General features: G+C 69.8%; 26 protein-coding genes and 1 pseudogene. 11 read left to right on the top strand and 16 right to left on the bottom strand.

Going from position 1 to position 20,153, the window contains the following annotated elements:
• Positions 1-11: 11 nt before the first annotated feature.
• The 7 genes and pseudogenes from SD37_RS08095 to SD37_RS08060 form a co-directional block, all read right to left on the bottom strand.
• Positions 12-410, bottom strand: a complete 399-nt coding sequence (locus tag SD37_RS08095) for a hypothetical protein (RefSeq protein WP_044852519.1) — start codon at positions 408-410, stop codon at positions 12-14.
• A 1-nt stretch (position 411) separates the two neighbouring features.
• Positions 412-1,035: a nucleotidyltransferase domain-containing protein gene (locus tag SD37_RS08090; RefSeq protein WP_044852518.1), complete on the bottom strand. Its 624-nt coding sequence runs from the start codon at positions 1,033-1,035 to the stop codon at positions 412-414.
• 114 nt (positions 1,036-1,149) lie between these two features.
• The gene (locus SD37_RS08085; protein ID WP_044852517.1) at positions 1,150-1,749 is read right to left on the bottom strand and encodes a dihydrofolate reductase family protein; all 600 of its coding nucleotides are present in this window, start codon (positions 1,747-1,749) and stop codon (positions 1,150-1,152) included.
• 5 nt (positions 1,750-1,754) lie between these two features.
• Positions 1,755-2,555, bottom strand: a complete 801-nt coding sequence (locus tag SD37_RS08080) for a metalloregulator ArsR/SmtB family transcription factor (RefSeq protein WP_044852516.1) — start codon at positions 2,553-2,555, stop codon at positions 1,755-1,757.
• Between the two features lie 33 nt (positions 2,556-2,588).
• A complete protein-coding gene (locus tag SD37_RS08075; RefSeq protein WP_145926550.1) occupies positions 2,589-3,596 on the bottom strand; it encodes a methyltransferase in 1,008 nt (335 codons plus the stop codon).
• A 54-nt stretch (positions 3,597-3,650) separates the two neighbouring features.
• A pseudogene (locus tag SD37_RS44200) lies at positions 3,651-4,430 on the bottom strand (aminotransferase class V-fold PLP-dependent enzyme); the annotation flags it as partial.
• A gap of 86 nt (positions 4,431-4,516) precedes the next feature.
• Positions 4,517-5,104 carry an SDR family oxidoreductase gene (locus SD37_RS08060; RefSeq protein ID WP_044852515.1) on the bottom strand — a complete coding sequence of 196 codons (588 nt, stop codon included), beginning with the start codon at positions 5,102-5,104 and terminating at the stop codon, positions 4,517-4,519.
• Positions 5,105-5,190: 86 nt separating this feature from the next.
• On the opposite strand from SD37_RS08060, the gene SD37_RS08055 reads away from it, so the two are divergent.
• The 5 genes from SD37_RS08055 to SD37_RS08040 are packed head-to-tail and all read left to right on the top strand — an operon-like array spanning position 5,191 to position 7,534.
• Positions 5,191-5,703 (top strand): DinB family protein, encoded by a 513-nt coding sequence (locus tag SD37_RS08055; RefSeq protein WP_044852514.1) that lies wholly within the window; start codon positions 5,191-5,193, stop codon positions 5,701-5,703.
• A gap of 56 nt (positions 5,704-5,759) precedes the next feature.
• The gene (locus SD37_RS08050; RefSeq protein WP_044852513.1) at positions 5,760-6,689 is read left to right on the top strand and encodes a LysR family transcriptional regulator; all 930 of its coding nucleotides are present in this window, start codon (positions 5,760-5,762) and stop codon (positions 6,687-6,689) included.
• Positions 6,690-6,736: 47 nt separating this feature from the next.
• Entirely contained in the window at positions 6,737-6,889 is a 153-nt protein-coding gene (locus SD37_RS43420; protein ID WP_201788872.1) for a hypothetical protein, read from the top strand.
• Positions 6,879-7,061 (top strand): nuclear transport factor 2 family protein, encoded by a 183-nt coding sequence (locus SD37_RS43415; protein ID WP_044852512.1) that lies wholly within the window; start codon positions 6,879-6,881, stop codon positions 7,059-7,061. The genes SD37_RS43420 and SD37_RS43415 overlap by 11 nt, the downstream gene beginning before the upstream one ends.
• Positions 7,058-7,534 (top strand): DUF3237 domain-containing protein, encoded by a 477-nt coding sequence (locus SD37_RS08040; protein WP_044852511.1) that lies wholly within the window; start codon positions 7,058-7,060, stop codon positions 7,532-7,534. The genes SD37_RS43415 and SD37_RS08040 overlap by 4 nt, the downstream gene beginning before the upstream one ends.
• Before the next feature lies 1 nt (position 7,535).
• On the opposite strand, the gene SD37_RS08035 is transcribed toward SD37_RS08040, so the two are convergent.
• The 3 genes from SD37_RS08035 to SD37_RS08025 are packed head-to-tail and all read right to left on the bottom strand — an operon-like array spanning position 7,536 to position 10,086.
• Positions 7,536-8,141, bottom strand: a complete 606-nt coding sequence (locus SD37_RS08035) for a response regulator transcription factor (protein WP_044852510.1) — start codon at positions 8,139-8,141, stop codon at positions 7,536-7,538.
• Positions 8,138-9,271, bottom strand: a complete 1,134-nt coding sequence (locus SD37_RS08030) for a sensor histidine kinase (RefSeq protein WP_052675008.1) — start codon at positions 9,269-9,271, stop codon at positions 8,138-8,140. Before SD37_RS08030 ends, SD37_RS08035 begins: the two co-directional genes overlap by 4 nt.
• A 17-nt stretch (positions 9,272-9,288) precedes the next feature.
• The gene (locus tag SD37_RS08025; protein ID WP_044852509.1) at positions 9,289-10,086 is read right to left on the bottom strand and encodes a hypothetical protein; all 798 of its coding nucleotides are present in this window, start codon (positions 10,084-10,086) and stop codon (positions 9,289-9,291) included.
• Between the two features lie 127 nt (positions 10,087-10,213).
• On the opposite strand from SD37_RS08025, the gene SD37_RS08020 reads away from it, so the two are divergent.
• Genes SD37_RS08020 through SD37_RS08010 form a run of 3 tightly spaced genes read left to right on the top strand, consistent with a single transcriptional unit; the run spans position 10,214 to position 13,856 of the window.
• Positions 10,214-12,550 (top strand): xanthine dehydrogenase family protein molybdopterin-binding subunit, encoded by a 2,337-nt coding sequence (locus tag SD37_RS08020; RefSeq protein WP_044852508.1) that lies wholly within the window; start codon positions 10,214-10,216, stop codon positions 12,548-12,550.
• Positions 12,547-13,398, top strand: coding sequence for an FAD binding domain-containing protein (locus tag SD37_RS08015; protein WP_044852507.1), 852 nt, complete (start codon positions 12,547-12,549; stop codon positions 13,396-13,398). Before SD37_RS08020 ends, SD37_RS08015 begins: the two co-directional genes overlap by 4 nt.
• The gene (locus SD37_RS08010) at positions 13,395-13,856 is read left to right on the top strand and encodes a (2Fe-2S)-binding protein (protein ID WP_044852506.1); all 462 of its coding nucleotides are present in this window, start codon (positions 13,395-13,397) and stop codon (positions 13,854-13,856) included. Before SD37_RS08015 ends, SD37_RS08010 begins: the two co-directional genes overlap by 4 nt.
• 46 nt (positions 13,857-13,902) lie before the next feature.
• Here SD37_RS08010 and SD37_RS08005 read toward each other — a convergent pair whose 3' ends face one another.
• Positions 13,903-14,862, bottom strand: coding sequence for a glycoside hydrolase family 25 protein (locus SD37_RS08005; RefSeq protein WP_256376572.1), 960 nt, complete (start codon positions 14,860-14,862; stop codon positions 13,903-13,905).
• Between the two features lie 130 nt (positions 14,863-14,992).
• Here SD37_RS08005 and SD37_RS08000 point away from each other — a divergent pair, with 130 nt between their 5' ends.
• The 3 genes from SD37_RS08000 (at position 14,993) to bcp (ending at position 16,424) form a co-directional block, all read left to right on the top strand.
• A complete protein-coding gene (locus SD37_RS08000; RefSeq protein ID WP_026466904.1) occupies positions 14,993-15,175 on the top strand; it encodes a hypothetical protein in 183 nt (60 codons plus the stop codon).
• 202 nt (positions 15,176-15,377) lie between these two features.
• Positions 15,378-15,923, top strand: coding sequence for a hypothetical protein (locus tag SD37_RS07995; RefSeq protein WP_044852504.1), 546 nt, complete (start codon positions 15,378-15,380; stop codon positions 15,921-15,923).
• Between the two features lie 27 nt (positions 15,924-15,950).
• A complete protein-coding gene (bcp, locus tag SD37_RS07990) occupies positions 15,951-16,424 on the top strand; it encodes a thioredoxin-dependent thiol peroxidase (RefSeq protein ID WP_037320684.1) in 474 nt (157 codons plus the stop codon).
• 51 nt (positions 16,425-16,475) lie between these two features.
• On the opposite strand, the gene rdgB is transcribed toward bcp, so the two are convergent.
• The 5 genes from rdgB to SD37_RS07965 are packed head-to-tail and all read right to left on the bottom strand — an operon-like array spanning position 16,476 to position 20,150.
• The gene (gene rdgB / locus SD37_RS07985; protein WP_044852503.1) at positions 16,476-17,081 is read right to left on the bottom strand and encodes an RdgB/HAM1 family non-canonical purine NTP pyrophosphatase; all 606 of its coding nucleotides are present in this window, start codon (positions 17,079-17,081) and stop codon (positions 16,476-16,478) included.
• Entirely contained in the window at positions 17,078-17,854 is a 777-nt protein-coding gene (rph, locus tag SD37_RS07980) for a ribonuclease PH (protein ID WP_044852815.1), read from the bottom strand. Before rph ends, rdgB begins: the two co-directional genes overlap by 4 nt.
• A gap of 23 nt (positions 17,855-17,877) precedes the next feature.
• Positions 17,878-18,645, bottom strand: coding sequence for an MBL fold metallo-hydrolase (locus tag SD37_RS07975; protein WP_044852502.1), 768 nt, complete (start codon positions 18,643-18,645; stop codon positions 17,878-17,880).
• Positions 18,646-18,675: 30 nt separating this feature from the next.
• Positions 18,676-19,482, bottom strand: a complete 807-nt coding sequence (gene murI / locus SD37_RS07970) for a glutamate racemase (protein ID WP_044852501.1) — start codon at positions 19,480-19,482, stop codon at positions 18,676-18,678.
• Positions 19,479-20,150: a rhomboid family intramembrane serine protease gene (locus SD37_RS07965; protein ID WP_044852500.1), complete on the bottom strand. Its 672-nt coding sequence runs from the start codon at positions 20,148-20,150 to the stop codon at positions 19,479-19,481. The genes murI and SD37_RS07965 overlap by 4 nt, the downstream gene beginning before the upstream one ends.
• Between the last annotated feature and the right edge of the window lie 3 nt (positions 20,151-20,153).

The following is a 20,153-nucleotide window of genomic DNA, read 5'->3' as shown; positions in this document are numbered from 1 at the left end:
TGCCCTCAGGCTCAACGGGCAGTGGCCACCCGGCGAGCCGTCTCGACCAGGGCCTGAGCGGCGCGGCCCGCGCGCTTGAACTCGTCCGCCGTAGCCGGGGTGTGGCTGTAGCCCGCCTTGGTCTTGAGCTTGAGCAGCGTTCTCAAGTCCTTCGCGCATTCCCTGTCGGCCTGGGCCAGCAGACTGATCGCTTCATCGTGATTCTCACCCTGCGCGTGCTCGCCCAACCTGGCACAGCAGATGACGTCGGACGCCGCGATTCCGGCGTGGACACACAAGGTCACGTAGGCGTCGGTGACGTCCTCGTGCTCGTCGGCGAGTTCGCGGATCATGTCCGCCGCCTCGATGAACTGGTTCGCCTTGTGCAGACGCCCTCGCTGGACGCATCCATCGCACCGCCTGGTGCGCATGTCAGCCTTTTCCCTTTCGCAAGTGGCCGGTCAGCCATGTCCTGCTCCCGGCAACGGTGAGCCCGTCTCGTGCCACATCGCGCAGCACGGCCTCGGCGTACCCCCGGTCCGCGAGTTCGGCTTCCGTGAACTCCAAGGGGCGAGTGTCGTTGCCGGTCCAGCGAGTCACCTCGACAGCCAATTCGTGGACCTGCGTTTCCCACTGGTCGTCGTCGGCGTCATCGGGCCGGATCAGCAGAAGGTCCACATCGCTGTCCTCCGTCATGCCGCCGCGTGCCGCTGAGCCGAACACCGCCGCATAGACCGGCGGGAGCTCCCAAGACTCCAGCCGGTCTTCGATGCGTTCCAGCAGTGTCTTTTGGATCCGGGCGAGCCCGATAATGTGCTCCGCCGCGAGATGCTCACGGTTGAGCCGGTACGCGAAGGCGTTCCCGACCCGGTCGGACAGCACGACTCCCTGCTTCGTCAGGCGCCGCAGCACCTTTCGGATCCCCTCCTCCGAGTGCCTCGCCAGAAGACGATGCAGCTGCCCGGTCGTGAAGATGCCGTCATGGTTGGCGAGCACGGCGAGGACGTCGCCGTCGAGCGTGGGGGTGACCGTCATCAACGGTCGGCTCAAGTCCACGATCCCACTCCTGGAGCAGCCTTCGAGCTGCCGACTATAGTGCTGGTTGCCCAACTATAGTACATGTACCAGTCTCATAGTTGGCTTGGCCGCATCACCCGCGAGGCCCGAGGATCAGCGCACCCGGTCGTAGACCACGGCCATCTCCCCCAGCTCCCCGACCTCCTGATACGCCAGCTTCCACTTCGACGCCGGCAGGCCGGCGACGAACAGCCGCTGTCCGCCGCCGGTGATCTCGGGGCAGATCATCAGGTACAGCCGGTCGATCAGGTCGTCGGCGAGCAGGGCCTTGATGACGCTCGCGCTGCTGTTGACCAGGATGTCGCCCTCCCCCTCGGCCTTGAGGCCGGCGACGACCTCCGCGGCGGGGGCGTTCACCACGCGGGCGCGGTCCCAGGGTGCCTCGGTCAGCGTCTTCGAGAGGACCACCTTTTCCGCGTCCACCAGCCACTTCGCGTAGGCGCGGTCGCGCGGGTCGGCGTTCTCGTCGCCGGCGACCATCGGCCAGAAGCCCAGGAAGCCCTCCGCGTTCAGTCTGCCGAGGAGCGCCGTCGTCGCGTTTTCGTGGATGCGGGCGAGGTGTCCCCGCGCGACGTCGGTGGTCGCGTACGAGACGATCGCGCCCATGTCTCCGGGGCCGCCGGGGCCGCTGTAGTGGCCGTCGAGGGTGAGGCTGATGTTCGCGGTGACGCGGCGGCCGGTCGAGTTCGTCATGTCATTCAGTCCTTTTCCTGGATGAGTCGGGCTGCGAGGTTGTCGAGCACCTGGCCCCAGCCGGTTTCGATCCCGGCGATGAAGGGGACGGCCTCGACGGTGGTTTCGGTGATGCGCAGGTCCAGCCGGAGCCGGGTGCCGCCCGGCGTCTCGGTGAACCTCAGGTCGTAGTGACCGGTGAAGAAGGTTTCCCCCTTGGCGTCCAGCACCGAGAGGTCGAACTCGAGGTGTTCGAGCTCCTTCGCGGCGTGGACCTTCCCCGCGGAGCGGTAGCGCCCCTCGGCGTCGCGATAGTCGAGAACGGCACGTCCGCCCGTCCACGGCTCGATGACGCAGTCGGTGACGGTCATCGACGGCGGCGCCCACCAGGACGCGAGCAGCTCCGGCTCGGTCCAGTGCCGCCAGACGACGTCCCGCGGCGCGGACAGCGCGCGGTCGAACGAGAACGCGCGTCCGTCCGCCCACCGGTCCCGGTCCGCGACCGCGGTTTCCGCGTCGATCGCGGACCGGTAGCGCGCGAGGACATCCCGCTCGCCTTCGTTCGCCGTGATGGTCGCGACCAGCGCGCCCAGCCGGTTTTCGAGTTCCTTCAGCGGAGCCGCCTCGACCGCGTAGACGCGACGCTGCCCGAGCGGGAAGACCGTCACGAGACCGACGCGGGCAAGGGTCTGGAGATGCTTGGTGGTCTGCGGCTGCCGAAGGCCGGTCAGCTCGGCGAGCTCACCGACGGAACGAGGCCGCTCGGCGAGGAGTTCGACGATGCGCCACCGCGCTCCGTCTCCCAGTGCTGCTGCGATCTGCTCCATGCCGAGAAGTATTCACTCAAGAGAATATTCTTGTCAAGGAATATCTTGGACCCGGAATTCCAGGAGGCTCCGCTGGTCGGTGAGCGTGGTGACGGAGTCGAAGACCAGGCCGTCGGTGGCGGCGAGTTCGCGAAGCTCGTCGAGACGCCGCTCCCTGCCGCCGTAGAGCACGAGCATGACCAGGTCCCACTCGGTCTGGGCGCCGAGTCCACCGACCGCCTCGATGACGAGGACCCGGCCTCCGGGGCCTGCCGCCTCGGCGCAGCGGGCCAGGACACGGTGCGCGTGCTCGTCGTCCCAGTCGTGGAGGATGTCGGACAGCAGATAGGCGTCCGCCCCCGCCGGGAGCGGATCGAAGAAGCTGCCCGCGGTCACCTCTGTCCGGTCTTCGAGGCCCAGTTCGCCGAAGGTCTTCCGGGCGCCCGCCGCGGTGGGTCCGAGGTCGACGAGATGGCCGCGCACAGAGGGGTTCGCCGTGAGGATCGCGGCGAGCAGACTTCCGTGGCCGCCGCCGACGTCGACGATCGTGCCGAAGCGGGACCAGTCGAAACCGGCGACGAGGCCGGGGATCTGCGCGCTGAACCGCTGGGTCATCTGCCGGTCGAACGACTCACGCAGCCGGGGATGTTCGGCGAGGTCTGCCCAGAAGTCCTGGCCGTAGCGACGGGGGTACGCCGCCTGACCGGTGGCGACGCTGTGCGCGAGTTCGACCATCGCCAGTTCGCCGCGTCCGCCCGCCGCCTCCATGTCCAGGAGCCCGGCCAGGCCGTTGCCCGCGTCGGCGCGGAGGTTCGCGCCGTACTCGGTGGTGCGGTGGCCGCTCGGCGTCGCTTCGAAGACGCCGAGCGTGGTGAGATGCCCCAGCAGCAGGCCGAGCGCGAGCGGGGATTGGCCGAGTTCCACCGCGAGTTCGTCGGCGGTCGCGGCCTCGCCGGACAACCGGTCCGGCAAGCCGAGGGTGACCGCCACCCGCAGCGCCATCGGCGTCGTCAGTCCGGCCAACCGGAGGAGTTCGTTCCTGTCGTTGTCATGGTTCGCCACGAGAATGCACTGTGTCAGCGCGGTCAAGCGGAAATCAGGGCACGATCTCCTTCAGCGCGCCGAAACCGCGATCCCCCGCGACTTGAGCCGTTCCGCCAGCACCGGCGCCGGCGGCCCGTCGACGTGGGCGCCGACCAGATCTCGTCGACACCCGCCGACAGGAGCAGGTCGATCGAGGCACCGAGACCGAGGATCCCGGCGATGTTCGGCATCCCGCCTTCCAGACGGCGGGCGGTGCCGTCCGGCGCGTACTCCAGGTTGTCCCATTCTTCCCGATGGGAGACGGAGTTCCAGCCCGGCTCCAGCGGCCGCAGCAGGTCCAAACAGGACTCCCGCACAGAGAGCACGCCGCAGCCCTGCGGGCCCAGCAGCCATTTGTGCCCGTCGGCCATCGCGAAGTCGACACCCCAGTCCGCCAGCCGCGGCCGAACTGGACCCAGCTGGTCACCACGAGCTTGGGCGGCGGACCCGCGGCGATCACCTCGGCGAAGGCCTCGGTGGTGAGCCTGCCGCCGGGACCGTCCGGGCGCACCTGGTCCACCACCACACCGCGATCGGCGAGCGCGAGCCTCGGGTACAGCGTCGACGGGAATTCGAGGTCCGGGATGACGACGCGGTCGCCCGCCGCCCACTCGAGTCCGTTCGCGACGAACCCCAGGCCGGTACTGGTGTTCTTGACGAAGGCGACGTCGCGAGCGGGCACCCCCATCAGCGTCGCGGCCGAAACGCGGGCCCGTTCGACGGCCTCGCTGTGGGCAGTGGGCAGATCCCGGCGTGATTGAGATAGGCCCAGCGGTTCGCGGCGGGAAACCGCTCGCGCGGCAGCGGAGTCATCGGATCCTCCTTAAGTGAACACCGTGTCCACTTCACTGCGCCGAAGCTAGCCGATAACCGGTCACGGTGTCCACTTCCATCGTCGATCAGGGCTCCAGCGTCTGCCCGGTCATGCCGATGGTCTCCACTGCCTCGACGTAGCTCCGCGCGACCTCCGCCGCCGGGGTGCCGCCGTCCGGTTCGCCGAGCGCGGCCAGCGTTTCGCTCACCCAGCCCGGGCTGACCGCGTTGACCCGGAGGCCGCGCGGCAGTTCGCGGGCCGCGGCGGCGACGAACGCTTCGAGGCCCACGTTCGTCAGCACGCCGAACGCGCTGCCACGCAACGTCTCCGGGATCCGTCCCGCGGTCAGCGTCACGGAACCGCCGCCCGGCAGCCGGGGGATCGCGTGCCGCAGCAGAAACACCTGGCCGAGCAGTTTCCCTTGCAGCCCTTGGACGAACTCCTCGTCCGTACCGCCGTCGACCGGGACGAGCGAGCCGCTTCCGGCGCAGCACACGACGTGCTCGATGCCCGGCTCGGCGTCGAACAGCGCGTCGAGGGTGCCGGGCCGCTCGACGTCCACCCGGAACTCGCCGGAGCGGGACGCGGGGAGCACGGTGTGCCCGCGCGCGGTGAGGGCTTCGGAGACCGCGGTCCCGATGGTTCCGGTGGCGCCGACCACGAGGATCTTCAACGGTGTTTTCCTTTCGAGAAGGGGATTCCTACCCCGCACGGTAATCAGGTTGCGGCCGTGCCGGGCCCACGGGAAGGATCCGCCGGGTGCCCGCATCGCGTTCCGCCTTGTCCCGCTGGCAGTTCGACCTGACCTGGTCGCTGTTCGAGTACCACCTCGCCGAACTGAAGCCGGAGGACTTCCGGTGGGAGCCGGCGGAACTCTGCTGGACGGTGCGGCCGGACGGCAGGCCGGACTGGGCCGACACCGAACCCGATCCCGTCCCGGTCCCCACGATCGCCTGGCTCACCTGGCACATCGGCTGGTGGTGGAGCGTCGCACTGGACCACGCGAACGGACGGACTCCGCGTGAGCGCGAGGAAATCACCTGGCCCGGCGAAGACGACACCATCGCCTGGCTGCGCGGGCTTCGCGACCAATGGCTGGCCGTGCTGGATCGCTCGACCGACACAGACCTGGACGCGCCGTCCGCCTACCCTTGGGGCGCTGAAGCCGGGCTGACCTTCGCGCACACGGTCACCTGGGTGAACTCCGAACTGATGAAGAACGCGTCCGAGATCGGCCAGCTGAGGTTGCTGCGCGGCGCCCGCCCGTCGTGAGTGGTGATGACGGTTAGAACCGTCATCACCACTCACGAGGCTGGAGGGAGTGCACAGTGGAGCTGGATCTGGGCGCGGTCCGCGCGTTCGTCGCGGTGGCCGAAGACCGGTACTTCGGCGAGGCGGCGATCCGGCTGGAGGTGAGTCAGCAGGCGGTCTCCAAACGGGTCGCGAAGCTGGAAGCGGATCTCGGCGTACAGCTGCTGTCGCGGACGCGCGGAGGGGCCGAGCCGACCGAGGACGGCGAGGCTTTCCTCAAGCACGCCCGGGCGCTGATCGGCCTCGCGGACCAGGCCGTCGAGCAACTCCGGGGCAGGCGCCGCCCGCTGCGCGTCGACGTCCTCGGCACGCGGCTGGCGACCATGGAGGTGATCCGGGCGTTCCACGCCGACCACGACGTCGAACTGGAACTCGTCACGCCGGGGCTGGGCGCGGAGCGACGGCCGATGCTGCCCGATTCGGTCGACGCCGCCTTCGCCCGCGTCAGCACCGTGAGCGATCCGGCGATCAGCCGCACGCCCGCCTATCTGGAGCCCGCGAACCTGCTGGTCGGCAGGCGGCACCCGCTCGCGCGGCGGCGACGGGTCGCGATGGCGGAACTCGCCGGGCTCACGGCCTGGATGCCGTACAGCGCGCGGGCCAGCGAATGGGCGGAGTTCTGGCAGGAGCTGTGCCCGGCGTTCGGCGTCCTCGTCGACACCGGCGGACCGAACTTCGGGCTGGAGCACCACATCGAAGTACTCAGTACGGCAACGGACCGCGTGGGTTTCGTCGGCGCGAAGATGCACGTGCCCTGGCATCCGGACGTCGTCCAGATCCCGCTCGTCGATCCGACGCCGGTGTACCCGTTCTCCCTGCTGTGGCGACACGAAAACAGGCACCCGACGCTGTCGCTGCTGGTCGAGCACGTCCGGTCCGGCTACCGGCCCTTCGACGCGGAGCGGCAGTGGCTTCCGGAGGGCGACCGGGCGGCCATGAGCATCTAGAGGACCAAACGCTTGTCTAACTATACGAACGGTCGTACGTTTAGTTCATGACCTTCGCACTCGTCCAAGCCTTGGCCGTCGCCAAGAGCAGGCAGGACATCCCCGCGGCGCTCGACCTGCTGCATCCCGACATGACGCTCGAAACCCCGGCCTTCGACGCTCGTCTGCTGGGGCACCGCGCGGATGACCATGACCGGTGACCGGTTCGGCGTCGTGCCCAACGGCGATCGCGCCGAACTCCCCGTCTTCATCCAGTTCACCTTCGCGGACGGTCTCATCTCGTCCGAACGGTTCTACTTCGACCTCTCCGCGCTCTGCGCCCAGTCCGGCGTCTCGACCGACGCCGTCCGGCGGACGGTTTTCGGCTCATGACCACGCGGGTGAGGGACCTCGGCGAACTCCGCACGGAACTGCTCTTCGACATCGTCGTCGACCTGCACCCACGGTTGGACATCGGTGGCGGCCGGGTGTTCTTCGGTGCCGCAGGCGGCACGTTCGAGGGCCCGGACCTGCGTGGCGAGGTCCTGCCGGTCGGCGGCGACTGGGCCGTGTTCCGGCCGGACGGCACGATGACGCTCGACGTCCGCCTGACCCTGCGCACCCACGACGACGCGCTGCTGCACATGACCTACGGCGGTCGCTGGCGGATCCCCGCCGAACTCCGCAGCGAACTCGCCGACCCCGCGACCCGGCATCTCGTCGACCCGACCCGGTACTACTTCCGGACGAACCCGCTTTTCGAGACCGGTTCCGAACGCTACGCGTGGCTGAACGACGTCGTCTGCGCCGGTTCGGGCTACCTGGTCGAAGGCGGGGTCGCCTACCGCGTCGCGAAGATCGGCTGACTCAGAGCCAGCCGTTGGCGGTGGCGACCCGGAACGCCTCGGACCGGCCGGCGACGCCCAGTTTCGTGACGACGGCCGAGAGATGGTTGCGCACCGTGCCGGCGGAAAGCCCGGTACGACGCGCGATCGCGGTCACCGGGGTGTCGAATTCGGCCAGCCGCAAGACTTCCAGCTCACGCGGGGTCAGCGGGCAAGGCGGCGCGGTGAGCGCGTCGGCGGCCAGCGCGGGGTCGACGTAGCGGGAACCGGCGTGCACCCGGCGGATCACGTCGGCCAGCGCGCCGCCCGGCGATCCCTTGGGAAGGAAGCCTTTCGCACCCGCGTGCAACGCCTGCCGCAGATGGGGCGGCCGCCCCCGGCCGGTGAGGATCACCACGGCGCAGGACGGCAGGGCCTTGGCCAGCTCGGCGGTGACCTCCAGGCCGTCGAGTCCCGGCATCTGCAGGTCGACGACGGCGACGTCGGGCCGGTGCGCGCGGGCGGCGTCGACGGCGGCCCGGCCGTCGGCCGCCCGCGCGACCACTTCGAGGTCCTCCTCCAGCTCCAGCAACGCCGCCAGGGCGTCCCGGATGAGGTCCTCGTCGTCGGCGAGCAGAACGCGGATCACGGCGCGGGAACCGAGATGTCGAGGGTGAAGACGTCGCCCTCGCGACGGGTGCGCAGGGTGCCGCCCAGTCCGGCGAGCCGTTCCGAGGTACCCCGCAGCCCGAAACCGAGCCCGTCCGCGACGGCCTTCCCGGCGCCGTCGTTGGCGATGGTCATCCGCACCTCCTCCGGATCCCGGCGGATCTCGATCGTGCACCATCCGGCGGTGCTGTGCCGCAGCACGTTCGTACAGGCCTCGCGCAACGCCAGCGCGAGCTGGGTCGCCGTCCCGGCGGGCGGGTCGTCTTCCGGCTGCCGCACGGTACAACGGATCCCCGCGTCGCGGAGCACGTTCTCCACTGCCAGCAGCTGATCACCGAGGTCCACTTCGCGATAACCGTGGACGGCCTCGCGGACCTCGGACAACGCGGACGTCGCCAGGTTCTGTGCCTCCGCCGCCTCGCACGCCGCCCGTTCCGGATCGGTGCCGCTCAACCGGGCGGCCAGTTCCGCCTTGAGCGCGATGACCGCCAGGCGATGGCCGAGCAGATCGTGGACGTCGCGTGCGAACCGCAGCCGTTCCTCGCTGACCGCGAGCCGAGCCCGCGCCTCCCGTCCGGCCCTGGCCTGCAGGAGCAGATCCCACAACCGGGACGGCAGCACGATGGTCGCGAGGATCGTGCCCGCGAGGGCGGCGGCGATCAGGCCGTGGACGAGCGGGGAGCCGCCGGTGAACACCCCGGCGACCACCGTCGCGGCGACGATCACCGCGGGCGCCACCCAGCGGAGGCGTCCCGCGAACAGCAGCGGCGCGAACCCCGCCGCGGCACCGCCGAGCCACGCCCAGGTGAACATGTCGCCCGGACCGGCCGGGGCGACGAGCGGGATCGACACCGCGGTCGCCGTGGCGAAACCCCAGCGCCGGACGGCGGGCGATCGCTCCGCGAACAGGGCGACGGCGTAGGCGATGGCCAGGATGAGCAGTCCAGCCACGGCGAGCCACTGCCGGACCGGCTCCGGCTCGCGGAACACCGCGACCACCGGCACCGCGAAGCATCCTCCGGCCATCACGGCCACCGCGGCCAGGATCATCGACCGGACACCGCGCAGCCGGTGGTCGCCGTCGGCGAGGTCGGTGAGGTTCCCGGTCACGGCCCCGATGCTAGAGCTCACCAGAACACCACGATCGTGACGGCGACGACGAGGTCGACCACACCGCACCACTCCGACCACCAGCGCGGCGCGACCGCGTCCGCCCGATGATGCGCGAAGTCCCACACCGCGTGCGATCCCCAGGCCGCCGCGATCACCCAGCGGGCGAACTCCGGGTCGGCGTTCGCCGCCACCACGGCCAAGGCGAAGTAGAAAGCGAACCCGGCGACCTGGATCGCCAGCAGCCGTCGATCGCGGAAGCTTCCCCGGATCACTCCGAAGAACAGGTACGCCGCCGGGAGGATCAGCATGACCCAGGACAGTGGCGCGGCCGGGTCGCTCCAGGCACTCATGGTCATGGCCAGCGCGATCCAGGTCGGCGCGCGATGGCCGAGTACGTCGACGAGGGGATGCGCACGGTGATCACCGTGCGGGAGCGAGTACTCCTGACGGTGGATCAGCATCGCGATCGCCATCGCGGGCAGCATCAGCGCGTGACCGCCCATGAGGACGTCCTCGCCGGGGATCAGGCCGGACCAGTGCGGGACCAGCAGCAGCAGGTACGGCACGTACATCGCCGCCGCCATTTCGAGCACCCGCGCGCGGCCGTGCCCGCGGTAGAGCATCCAGACCGTCATCGCCACGGTCATGTCGGTCGCCGCGGCCAGCGCCGCCACCTCGGTTCCGGGCGCCTCGGGCCAGAGCGGCGCGAACAGTTCCATACCCACGAACATCGCGACGGCCATCTCGATCGCGTGCCGGGCGAAGTACCGCCACCGGGGCGCCGTCCTCGGTTCTTCCAGGGAAAGTGTCATGGGACGAGCGTCGCCTGCGGCGGTGCGCGATTCCCATCGGCGATGTTCACGGGTCACCCGTGCGGATCCTCACGGGTGACCCGTGTGCACGATGCGCGAAGGGCCGCCGGTACGGAAAAGTGAGGTCATGGGCGAGGGGCTGATCGGCGCGCGGGTGACCCGGCAGGAGGACGTCCGCCTGCTCACCGGCCGGGCGCGGTACATCGACGACGTCACGATGCCCGGGCTGCTCGAAGCCGCCGTCCTCCGCAGTCCCCTGCCGCACGCGCGGATCGTGCGCGTCGACGTCACGGGCGCGAACGCCCATCCCGGTGTCTTCGCCGTGGTCACCGGCGAAGACGTGCTGTCGTGCACGAAGGCGCCGCAGCCGGTGATCTGGGCGAACCTGCCGGACATGCGGATCCCCGAAACCCACGCGCTGGCCGTCGGCAAGGTGCGGTATCCCGGCCAGGGCGTCGCGGCCGTCGCGGCGAAGGACCGGGCGACCGCCGAAGACGCCCTGGAACTGATCGAGGTCGAATACGAGGAACTCCCCGCCGTCAGCACCCTCGAACAGGCGCTGGCGGACGGCGCCCCGAAGCTCTACGAAGACTGGCCGGGCAATATCGCCGGGACCGGGACGATCCCGGTGGGTGACGTGAACGCCGCGTTCGCCGAGGCCGACGTCGTGCTCACCGAGTCGTTCCGCTTCGCGCGCCAGATGGGTACGCCGCTCGAAACGCGGGGTGTCGTCGCGACCTGGGACCCGTTCACCGACCGGCTCGACGTCTGGCTCTCCACGCAGGCGCCCAACCTGGCCCGGGAGTTGCTCGGCGAGGTCTTCGGGCTTTCGATCGACAAGATCCGCGTGCGCACCCCCGACGTGGGCGGCGGCTTCGGGAACAAGTTCGACTTCTATCCCGAAGAGGTCGTCGCGACGATCCTCTCGCGGCGCACCGGGAAACCGGTCAAGCTCATCGAGGATCGCGCGGAAAGCTTCGTCGCCACCGCGCACTCGCGCGAGCAGAAGATCGACGTCGAACTGGCCGCCAAGGACGACGGCACGATCACCGGCCTGCGTGCCACGGTGTACGGCGTGCTCGGCGGTGTGCTCGGGTCCGCCGGCGCCAGCCCGTGCTGGACGACGACCGCGTTGCTGACCGGGCCGTACGCCATCCCGAACGTGGAACTGAGCCTCGTCGCAGTGATGACGAACCGCTCGCCGTACGGGTCGTTCCGCGGTTACGGGCTGCCGAAGGCGAACTTCGTGCACGAACGGCTGGTGGTGCGGCTGGCGAAGCGCCTGGGGATGGACGCGCACGCGGTACGGCGCAAGAACTTCATCCGACCGGAGGCGTTTCCCTACCAGAGCCCGGTTTTCGTCTACGACAGCGGACGCTACGAAGACTGCCTGGATCTTTGCCTGAAGGCCGTCGAAGAGGCGGGCTGGGCCGAGCGACGCGGGAACGGGGTCGGCATCGGGTATGCGTTCCACAACGAACTGACCGGGTTCGGGCCGAGCCGGATCATCAATCTCGCGGGACTGGGGCATTCCGGCTTCGACGAGGAGGTCGTCCGGGTCGACTCGACCGGGCACGTGACCGTCCACACCGGACTGTCCGCGATGGGCCAGGGCCTCCACACCACGCTGGCACAGGTGGCCGCGCAGACACTCGGCGTCCCGCTCGACCACGTCACCGTGCTGTCCGGCGACACCGACAGCTGCCCGTACACCGGATACGGCTCGGCGGCGAGCCGGGGAGCGGCCGTCGGCGGCGCGGCCGTGCTGAACGCGTCGGCGCGGCTACGGGCGAAGATCTTGCGCGTGGCGGGCCACATCCTGGAGGTCTCGCCGGATGATCTGTCCCTCGACGACGGAGTCGTCTCGGTGAAGGGCGTGCCGGGCAAGGAGATCACGCTGGCCGCGATCGGCGACGCGGCGTACCGGCGACTCAACGGCGTCTGGCCGGAAGACGAGACGCCGACCCTGGAGGAACGCGAGGTCTACGACCCGGTCAATGTCGCGACCTCGTTCGGCTGCACCGCCGTACTCGCCGAAGTCGACCGGGAGACCGGCGTGGTGACCCTGCTCGACTACCTGATCGCGCACGACTGCGGCACCGTGATCAACCCGACGATCGTGGACGGGCAGCTGCACGGCGGCGCGGCGCAAGCGATCGGCGGGGCGCTGTACGAGGAGCTGGTCTACGGCGCCGACGGCCGGATGGAGACCACGTCGTTCACCGGCTACCTGCTGCCGACGGCGACCGAGATCCCGTCGTTCTCCGTATCCCATATGACGACCCCCGCCGAGCACGTTCCCGGTGGCTTCAAGGGAATGGGGGAAGCGGGTGTGATCGGCGGTGGCGCGGCGATCGCGCACGCTGTCGAAGACGCTTTGCGCGAGTACGGTGTCGAGATCACTTCGCTGCCGATCACGCCACCCCGGCTGCTGGCCGCGATCAAACGGGGAGCCCGCCGGTGAAGGCCGCGCCGTTCGACTATCTCCGGGCTTCGTCGCTCGATGAGGCCATCGAGGCGCTGGCGGAGACGCCGGACGCGCGGGTGCTGGCGGGTGGGCAGAGCCTGGTGCCGTTGCTGAACCTGCGTCAGGTACGGCCCCCACTGGTGGTCGACATCAACCGCCTCGACGGGCTTTCCTTCCTGCACAAGGAGAACGGACGGCTGGAGATCGGCGCGCTCACGCGGCATCGTGTCGTCGAGACGTCCGCTGTCGTCCACTCCGAAGTCCCCCTGCTCGCCGAGGCGCTCGGTTACGTGGGGCATGTGGCGATCCGGAATCGGGGCACCATCGGCGGCAGCCTCGCGCACGCCGACCCGGCCGCGGAGCTGCCCGCGGTGATGGTCGCCCTCGACGCCGAGTTCCGCGTCCACGGCCCCGAAGGCGAGCGGCTGATCACCGCGCGGGACTTCTTCCTCGGTCCACATCGGACGGCGCTGGGCCCCGGCGAACTGCTGACCCGGATCTCGGTGCCGTCGCACCGAGGCGGTAGCGCGGTCGAAGAACTGAGCCGCCGAAGCCGCGATCTCGCACTGGTCGCCGTCTTCGCCACCGTGACGATGTCCGGCGGCGTCTGCGAAACCGCCCGGATCGCCATCGCCGGCGCGGCCCCCACGCCGATCCGCGCCACCGCCGCCGAAGAGTCACTCACCGGCCGTGCCCTGACGGCCGACGCGATCGCCGCCGCGGCCGACCTCGCCGCCGGCGCGACGGATCCGCCCGGCGACCTCCACGCCCCGGCCGATTACCGGCGCGAGATGGTCGCGGTCCTCACCCGGCGGGCGATCACGCGAGCGAAGGAGGGCGCATGATCACGGTCACCCTGACGGTGAACGGGCGGACCTACCGCGCGGACTGCGAACCGCGGCGGACACTCGCCGACTTCCTCCGCCACGACCTGGGTTTCACGGGGGTGCACGTCGGCTGCGAACACGGCGTCTGCGGCTCGTGCACGATCACCCTCGACGGCGCGAGCGCGCGATCGTGCTGCCTGCTGGCGGTGCAGGTGGACGGGGCGGAGATCGTCACGATCGAGGGGTTGGCGTCGGACGGCGAACTGCATCCGCTGCAGGAGTCGTTCCGGAAGCACCACGGGCTGCAGTGCGGTTTCTGCACGCCCGGGATGCTGGCGACGGCGAGGGAACTGCTGAAGGACCATCCGGACCCGACGGACGCCGAGATCCGGCAGGGGATCTCGGGAAACCTGTGCCGGTGCACGGGTTACCAGTTCATCGTGGACGCCATCCGGGACGCTGGTCGTGAGTGGTAAGTGTCGTTCTAACGACACTCGGCACTCACGACCACCTCACCCACGATCAGCCGACGATGTCGATCTCGAAATCCACGTTCGAGCTGTACTCGAAGTCGACCCACACCGCGCCGGGCAGGGCGTACCGCCGGTGCGAAACCGTCTTCGGGTTGAACCCGGGCGTCTGCAAGGGATTCCCGCCGACACCGACCTTGTCGCTCCCCCAGGCGTAGATGTTGCCCTGCCAGACGGGCGCGTCGGTGATGCCGTCGCCGTCCACGCGCGGACGGACGATGATCGCGGCCGTCTCGCTGCCGGAGAGCAGCAACCGCACGGACGTGGTGGACGGACTGGCCGGTATGGTCCTGCGTTCCATGAGTTCTGTCGTCCCCTTCCGCTTCGGGGCGGCGCCGCCGCCGGTCAAGTGGGCGTTCGTGTAGGACTCGTTGAGGTCGACACTGCTCGCCTGGATACCGGGGATCCGGCCGGCGTCCGAGTACTGATGCAGGTCGTAGCGGCCCGCGGCGGCGTCGGGTTTGGCGCCGTAGCGCGCGATCCAGATGACCAGGTCCGGAACGCCGAACCGATCCGGGCGCAGCATCTTGGCGAGTGAGTTGTTCATGTACACACCGGGCCGGAACCCGTGCCCCGCGACGCGGTTGCAGAACCTGATCGAGAAGTCCCGCTTGCGCGCGTCGGGGATGTTCGGCGCGCTCGAACCCGGCGGGTTGTCTTCGAGGTCGAGCATCGGGGCGCAGCCTGTCGCCCCCAGCCGCCGGACCTCCGCGATGAACACGTCGGCCTGCGCCTCGGGTGACGGGCTCGCCTGGGCGAAGTGGTAGCCGCCCACCGGGATCCCCGCGGATCGCGCGCCGCGCACCAGGGCGTCGCCGGTGTGGCGGCCGCCGTTCGGCAGGCCGCCGCCGTCGGTGAGCTTGACGAAGACGAAGGACACTCCGTGCTTCTTGACGGCCTGCCAATCAGTAACGGATTGAAAGCGGCTGTAGACATCTATTCCCAGCGCCATCGTTACAGCCTGAAGGGCGAACCGGTTGGACAAAAGGGCCTAGCGGGCGATAACTGGTACGCCCGATTCGCCCTTTCGGGCGGCGCCTCCCCGGCTGACCGGACTCACCCGTGCCCGTACTGTGACAGCCATGGCGTCTCGAAGCCCTTTTCGCTGGATGACCCGGTGGGCGGACTGGTTCGAAGAACGCGGCGTCTACGTCCCGGGCGAGGAGAGCCGCGCGGTCGACCCGATGCGCGATTTCGGCTGGCTGATCGTGGCCTGGGTGTCCGGTCTGGCGATCTTCATCCTGTTCTTCGCCTTCGCCGTTTGAGCCCGTGGCCGCTGTGCCACCGAGGTGACGACTGTCACTAGCCGTACCCCTGCGATCACGGAACGGCCACGGCTGTACACCAGGTGCGCCTCAACCCGGCCGCGCCGCTGCTTTCAGCTGAGAAAGACCGTCACTCTGGACTCTTCGGCACTAATACCTACCTCGAACGGCCCACCCGACCCGCCGACTGGAGTAACCGCACATGGCGCCCCCGCGCACCCCGAAGCTCTTGATCGCCGCCTGCTCGTTGCTGCTGGCGACCGCGTGCGGGGTCCCGGCACCGGAAAAAGGGGCCGCCGCGCTCGGTGCCGACGCCCCGGCGCACGGGCTGGCCGCGACCCACGCGGAAGGCGACCTCACCTTCGGCGCGCCGCACCGGTTCGCGACCGGGGTCACGATCTCCGTGTCCGCGCCGAAATCGTTCCGCCCCAGCGTGTCGGCGTATCCGCAGAGCCCGCGCGCGGTGGCCTTCGGCATCGAGGTGACGAACGCCGGTGACGGGGTCTACCGGCTTTCCGGCCTGTCCGTGACAGGCGAGGTCGACGGCGAAAGCTCGTCGGTCAAACAGGTCGTCGATCCGGTGCAGGGCTACAACGGCATCGCGGACGCGGGCAAGGACGTCGCACCCGGCCGGTCGGTACACCTGAACCTGGCGTTCGCCGTTCCGGACAAGCCGGTGCGCCTGCGTCTGCAGGTACGGCCGAACCCCGCGGAACCGGTCGCCGCGACCTACTGTGGGAAGGTCTGAGGGCGCCGGTTCGCTACCGTGTGCGTCATGACCGAGCAGCGACTCTCCCCCGGCGACAAAGCGCCCGACTTCACCCTCCCCGACAGCGAGGGCAACGACGTCAAGCTCAGCGACTTCCGCGGCAAGTCGGTGGTCGTGTACTTCTACCCGAACGCCGGAACCCCGGGCTGCACGAAGCAGGCCTGCGACTTCCGGGACAGCCTCGCGCAGCTCAACGACGCCGGCTACCAGGTTCTCGGCATCTCCCCGGACAAGCCCGCGAAGCTGGCGAAGTTCGTCGAGGCGGAGGGGCTGACCTTCCCGCTGCTCTCCGACACGGAGAAGACCGTCCTCAAGGCGTACGGCGCCTTCGGCGAGAAGAAGAACTACGGCAAGGTCTACGAGGGCGTCATCCGCTCGACGTTCGTGGTCGACGCGGACGGCAAGATCGCGGTGGCGCAGTACAACGTCCGGGCCACCGGGCACGTCGCGAAGCTGCTCCGGGACCTCTCCCTGGCGTAACGCCTCGTGAGTGGTAATGACGGTTAGAACCGTCATTACCACTCACGAGAGTCAGCCTGCCAGCTTCCGCAGCTCTCCCACCAGCGCCCGCAACGCCCGTCCCCGATGCGACGCGGCGTCCTTTTCGGACGGTTCCAGCTCCGCCGAGGTCCGCGTCTCACCCTCGGGCACGAAGATCGGGTCGTAGCCGAAGCCGTTGGTACCACGGCGTTCCCGGATCAGCGAGCCCCGCCATTCCCCGCGCACCACGGTCTCGTCGCCGCCGGGGACGACCAGCGCCGCCGCGCAGACGAAAGCCGCGCCCATCCGCTCGTCGGGGGTGTCGGACAGCTGCGCCAGCACGAGGTCCAGGTTCGCCTCGTCGTTCCCGTGCTTGCCCGACCACCGCGCCGACAGCACGCCGGGCATGCCGTTGAGCGCGTCCACGGCGATACCCGAATCGTCGGCGATGGCCGGGAGGCCGGTCGCGGCGGCCGCGTCCTGGGCCTTCGCGAGCGCGTTGCCCTCGAAGTCCGGAGCGGTCTCGGGCGCTTCGGGGAATTCGGGGACGTCGGCGAGACCGATGACCTCGACGCCCTCGATCCCTTCCGCCACCAGGATGCGCCGGAGTTCGCCGAGTTTCTTGGCGTTGCGGGTGGCCAGAAGCAGCTTGGTCACTTCGCACCCTTCTTCTTGTCCGTGCGCGGCTCGGGCAGTTCGCCGGGGTACGGCAGCGCGAGCGCCTCGGTCTGCAACCGGGTCAGCTCCTCGCAGCCCGCGAGCGCCATGTCCAGCATCGTGTCCAAAGTGGACCGCGCGAAGGTGGCGCCCTCGCCGGTGCCCTGCACCTCGATCAGGGTGCCCGCGTCGGTGGCGACGACGTTCATGTCGACCTCCGCGCGCGAGTCCTCCTCGTACGGCAGGTCGAGACGCACACGGCCGTCGACGACGCCGACGCTGACCGCGGCGACCGAGGACGAAAGCGGCTGCGGGTCGGCGAGGCGGCCCGCGGCGCCGAGCCAGGTGACGGCGTCGGCGAGCGCGACGTAGCCGCCGGTCACCGCGGCCGTGCGGGTGCCGCCGTCGGCCTGGATGACGTCACAGTCGATGACGATCGTGTTCTCCCCCAGCGCCGCGAGGTCGATGCAGGCGCGCAGGGACCGGCCGATCAGCCGGGAGATCTCGTGGGTGCGGCCGCCGACGCGGCCCTTGATGGATTCGCGGTCGCTGCGGGTGTTGGTCGCCGACGGCAGCATCGCGTACTCGGCGGTGACCCAGCCGAGGCCGGAACCGGCCCGCCAGCGAGGGACGCCTTCGGTGACGCTCGCCGCGCACAGCACCCGGGTGTCGCCGAACTCGATCAACACCGAGCCCGCCGGCCACCGCTGGAAACCGCGGGTGATCTTGATGTCGCGAAGCTGGTCGTCGTTCCTGCCGTCTTTTCTCGCCACGGCCGTCACTCTAGAACCCCGCGTCAGACCTCGTAGACGGCGCCCTGCTCGACCAGCTCGGCGGCGGGGAACCCGACGGCCGCCTCGGCGAGGATGGCGTCGCGGTCGGTCCAGGGCGCGACGTGGGTGAGCAGCAGCCGCCCCACCCCCGCCTTGCGGCCCAGCTCCCCCGCTTCCTTGCCGGACAGATGGACACCGGCGGGACGGTCGGGCGAGTCGGTCCAGGACGCCTCGGACAGCAGGACGTCGACGCCGTCGGCGAGTTCGGTCAGTGCGTCACAGATGCCGGTGTCGCCGGTGTAGGCGAGCGTCCGGCCGCCGTGCGCGATCCGCAGGCCGAACGCCGGGGTCGGATGGTCGACCGGGATCGCGGTGACCTGGAACGGTCCGATCTCCATCGGCTCGGTCCGCAGGACGTCGAAGGCGAAGACGTCGGAGAGGTCGGTGATCGCCCGCTCCTCCTCGTTCGCCGCGTAGGCGTAGGCGAGCCGCTCGTGCACGTCCGACGGCCCGTACACCGGCAGGCGGCGCGGCCGCCGCGGATACGGCAGCGCGGGGTGGTACCGCCGCATGACGGTCAGCGCGCTGACGTCGGCGCAGTGATCGGGGTGCAGATGGGAAAGGATCAGCGCGTCCAGATCGAACGGGTCGCGCAGGGCCTGCAGCCGCGCGAGCGTCCCGTTGCCGAGTTCGAGCCCCAGGACGAACCCGTCCGCCTCGATCAGATAGCCGGACGCGGCGGCGTTGGGCCCGGGGATGCTGCCGCAGCAGCCGAGGATCGTGAGACGCACTGTGACACCTTAAGCGCGGAATCGGCTTTTTTACGCGCTGGTGGGAGCCAGCACACCCGGAGCGAAACCCATGAACCGCTGAGCGAGTCTGGTGAACGGCTCGGCGGATCCGGTGGCGACGAACTCGTGCCTCGGCGGGGTGTCGCGCTCGGCGAGGAGGTCGTTCTCGGTGAGGACACGCACGAGGTCACGCGCGGTTTCCTCGGCGCTCGACACCAGCGTGACGTCCCGGCCCATGACGATCTGCAGCACCCCGGACAGCAACGGGTAGTGCGTGCAGCCCATGACCAGCGTGTCGACCTGGGCGTCCAGCAGTGGTTCGAGATATCCCTGTGCGAGGCCGAGCACCTGACGGCCGGTGGTGATCCCGCGTTCGACGAAGTCCACGAACCGCGGGCACGCGACGCTGGTGATCTCGACGCCCTGCGCGGCGGTGAACGCGTCGTCGTAGGCGCGGGACCGGACGGTGCCCTCGGTGCCGATCACCCCGATCCGGCCGGATCGCGTGGCGGACACGGCCCGGCGCGCGGCCGGGAGGACGACCTCGATGACGGGGACGTCGTAGCGTTCCCGCGCGTCGCGAAGACAGGCCGCGGACGCGGTGTTGCAGGCGATGACCAGCGCCTTCACCCCGCCTTCGACGATGTCGTCCAGCGCCTCCAGCGCGTACTTGCGTGCCGTCGCGATGGGAAGCGGGCCGTACGGGTTGCGGGCGGTGTCGCCGACGTAGCGCAGCTGCTCACCGGGCAGCTGCTCCAGGATCGCCCTGGCGACGGTGAGCCCGCCCACCCCGGAATCGAAGACGCCGATCGGGGCGTCGGCGCTCGGCTTGGTCACACGGCGAGGCTACCGGGACCGGCCGTCGGGCTCTTCTTGGCTCGGGACCTGTCCATCCTCGCCACCACCCAGGCCGCGAAGACACCGGACAGCGCACCGAACAGGTGGCCCTGCCAGGAGACGCCCGGATCACCCGGAAGCAGTCCCCAAAGCATCCCGCTCCAGATGCCCAGCAGCAGCACGGCCACCAGGATCTGCCCGGCCGCGCGGTTGAAAATACCCCTGACCAGCAGGAACGCCAGCCAGCCGAAGGCGACGCCGGAAGCGCCGACGGTGACCGTGTTGTCCGGCGCGATCAGCCAGACACCGAGCCCGGAGAGCACCCAGATGATCGCCGTGACCAGCACCCACCGGCCGATGCCCGCCGCCATCGCGAGGAAGGCGAACACCAGGACCGGGACGGTGTTCGAGAGCAGATGACCCCAGCCCGCGTGCAGCAACGGCGCCCAGAGCACGCCGTCCAGCCCGGACAGGTCGCGGGCGAGGATGCCGCCCTGGTCGAGGTCGGCGGGCAGCACGACGTCGACCAGCTCCACCAGGTAGAGCAGCACGGTGAAGGCCAGCGCCACGATCGCGGCGGCCTTCGGGTTCGGCGGCAGGACGCGTTTGGCCGGATCGGTGCCGGACGACTCGCTCGCCGGGACCGGCTGGGGAGGCAAAGTGGTCACCTC

Origin of the sequence: Amycolatopsis orientalis, from assembly GCF_000943515.2 — a bacterium.
GTDB lineage: Bacteria > Actinomycetota > Actinomycetes > Mycobacteriales > Pseudonocardiaceae > Amycolatopsis > Amycolatopsis orientalis.
The sequence above is the reverse complement of the archived record's forward strand: the minus strand, read 5'-3'. Positions and strand labels throughout refer to the sequence as shown.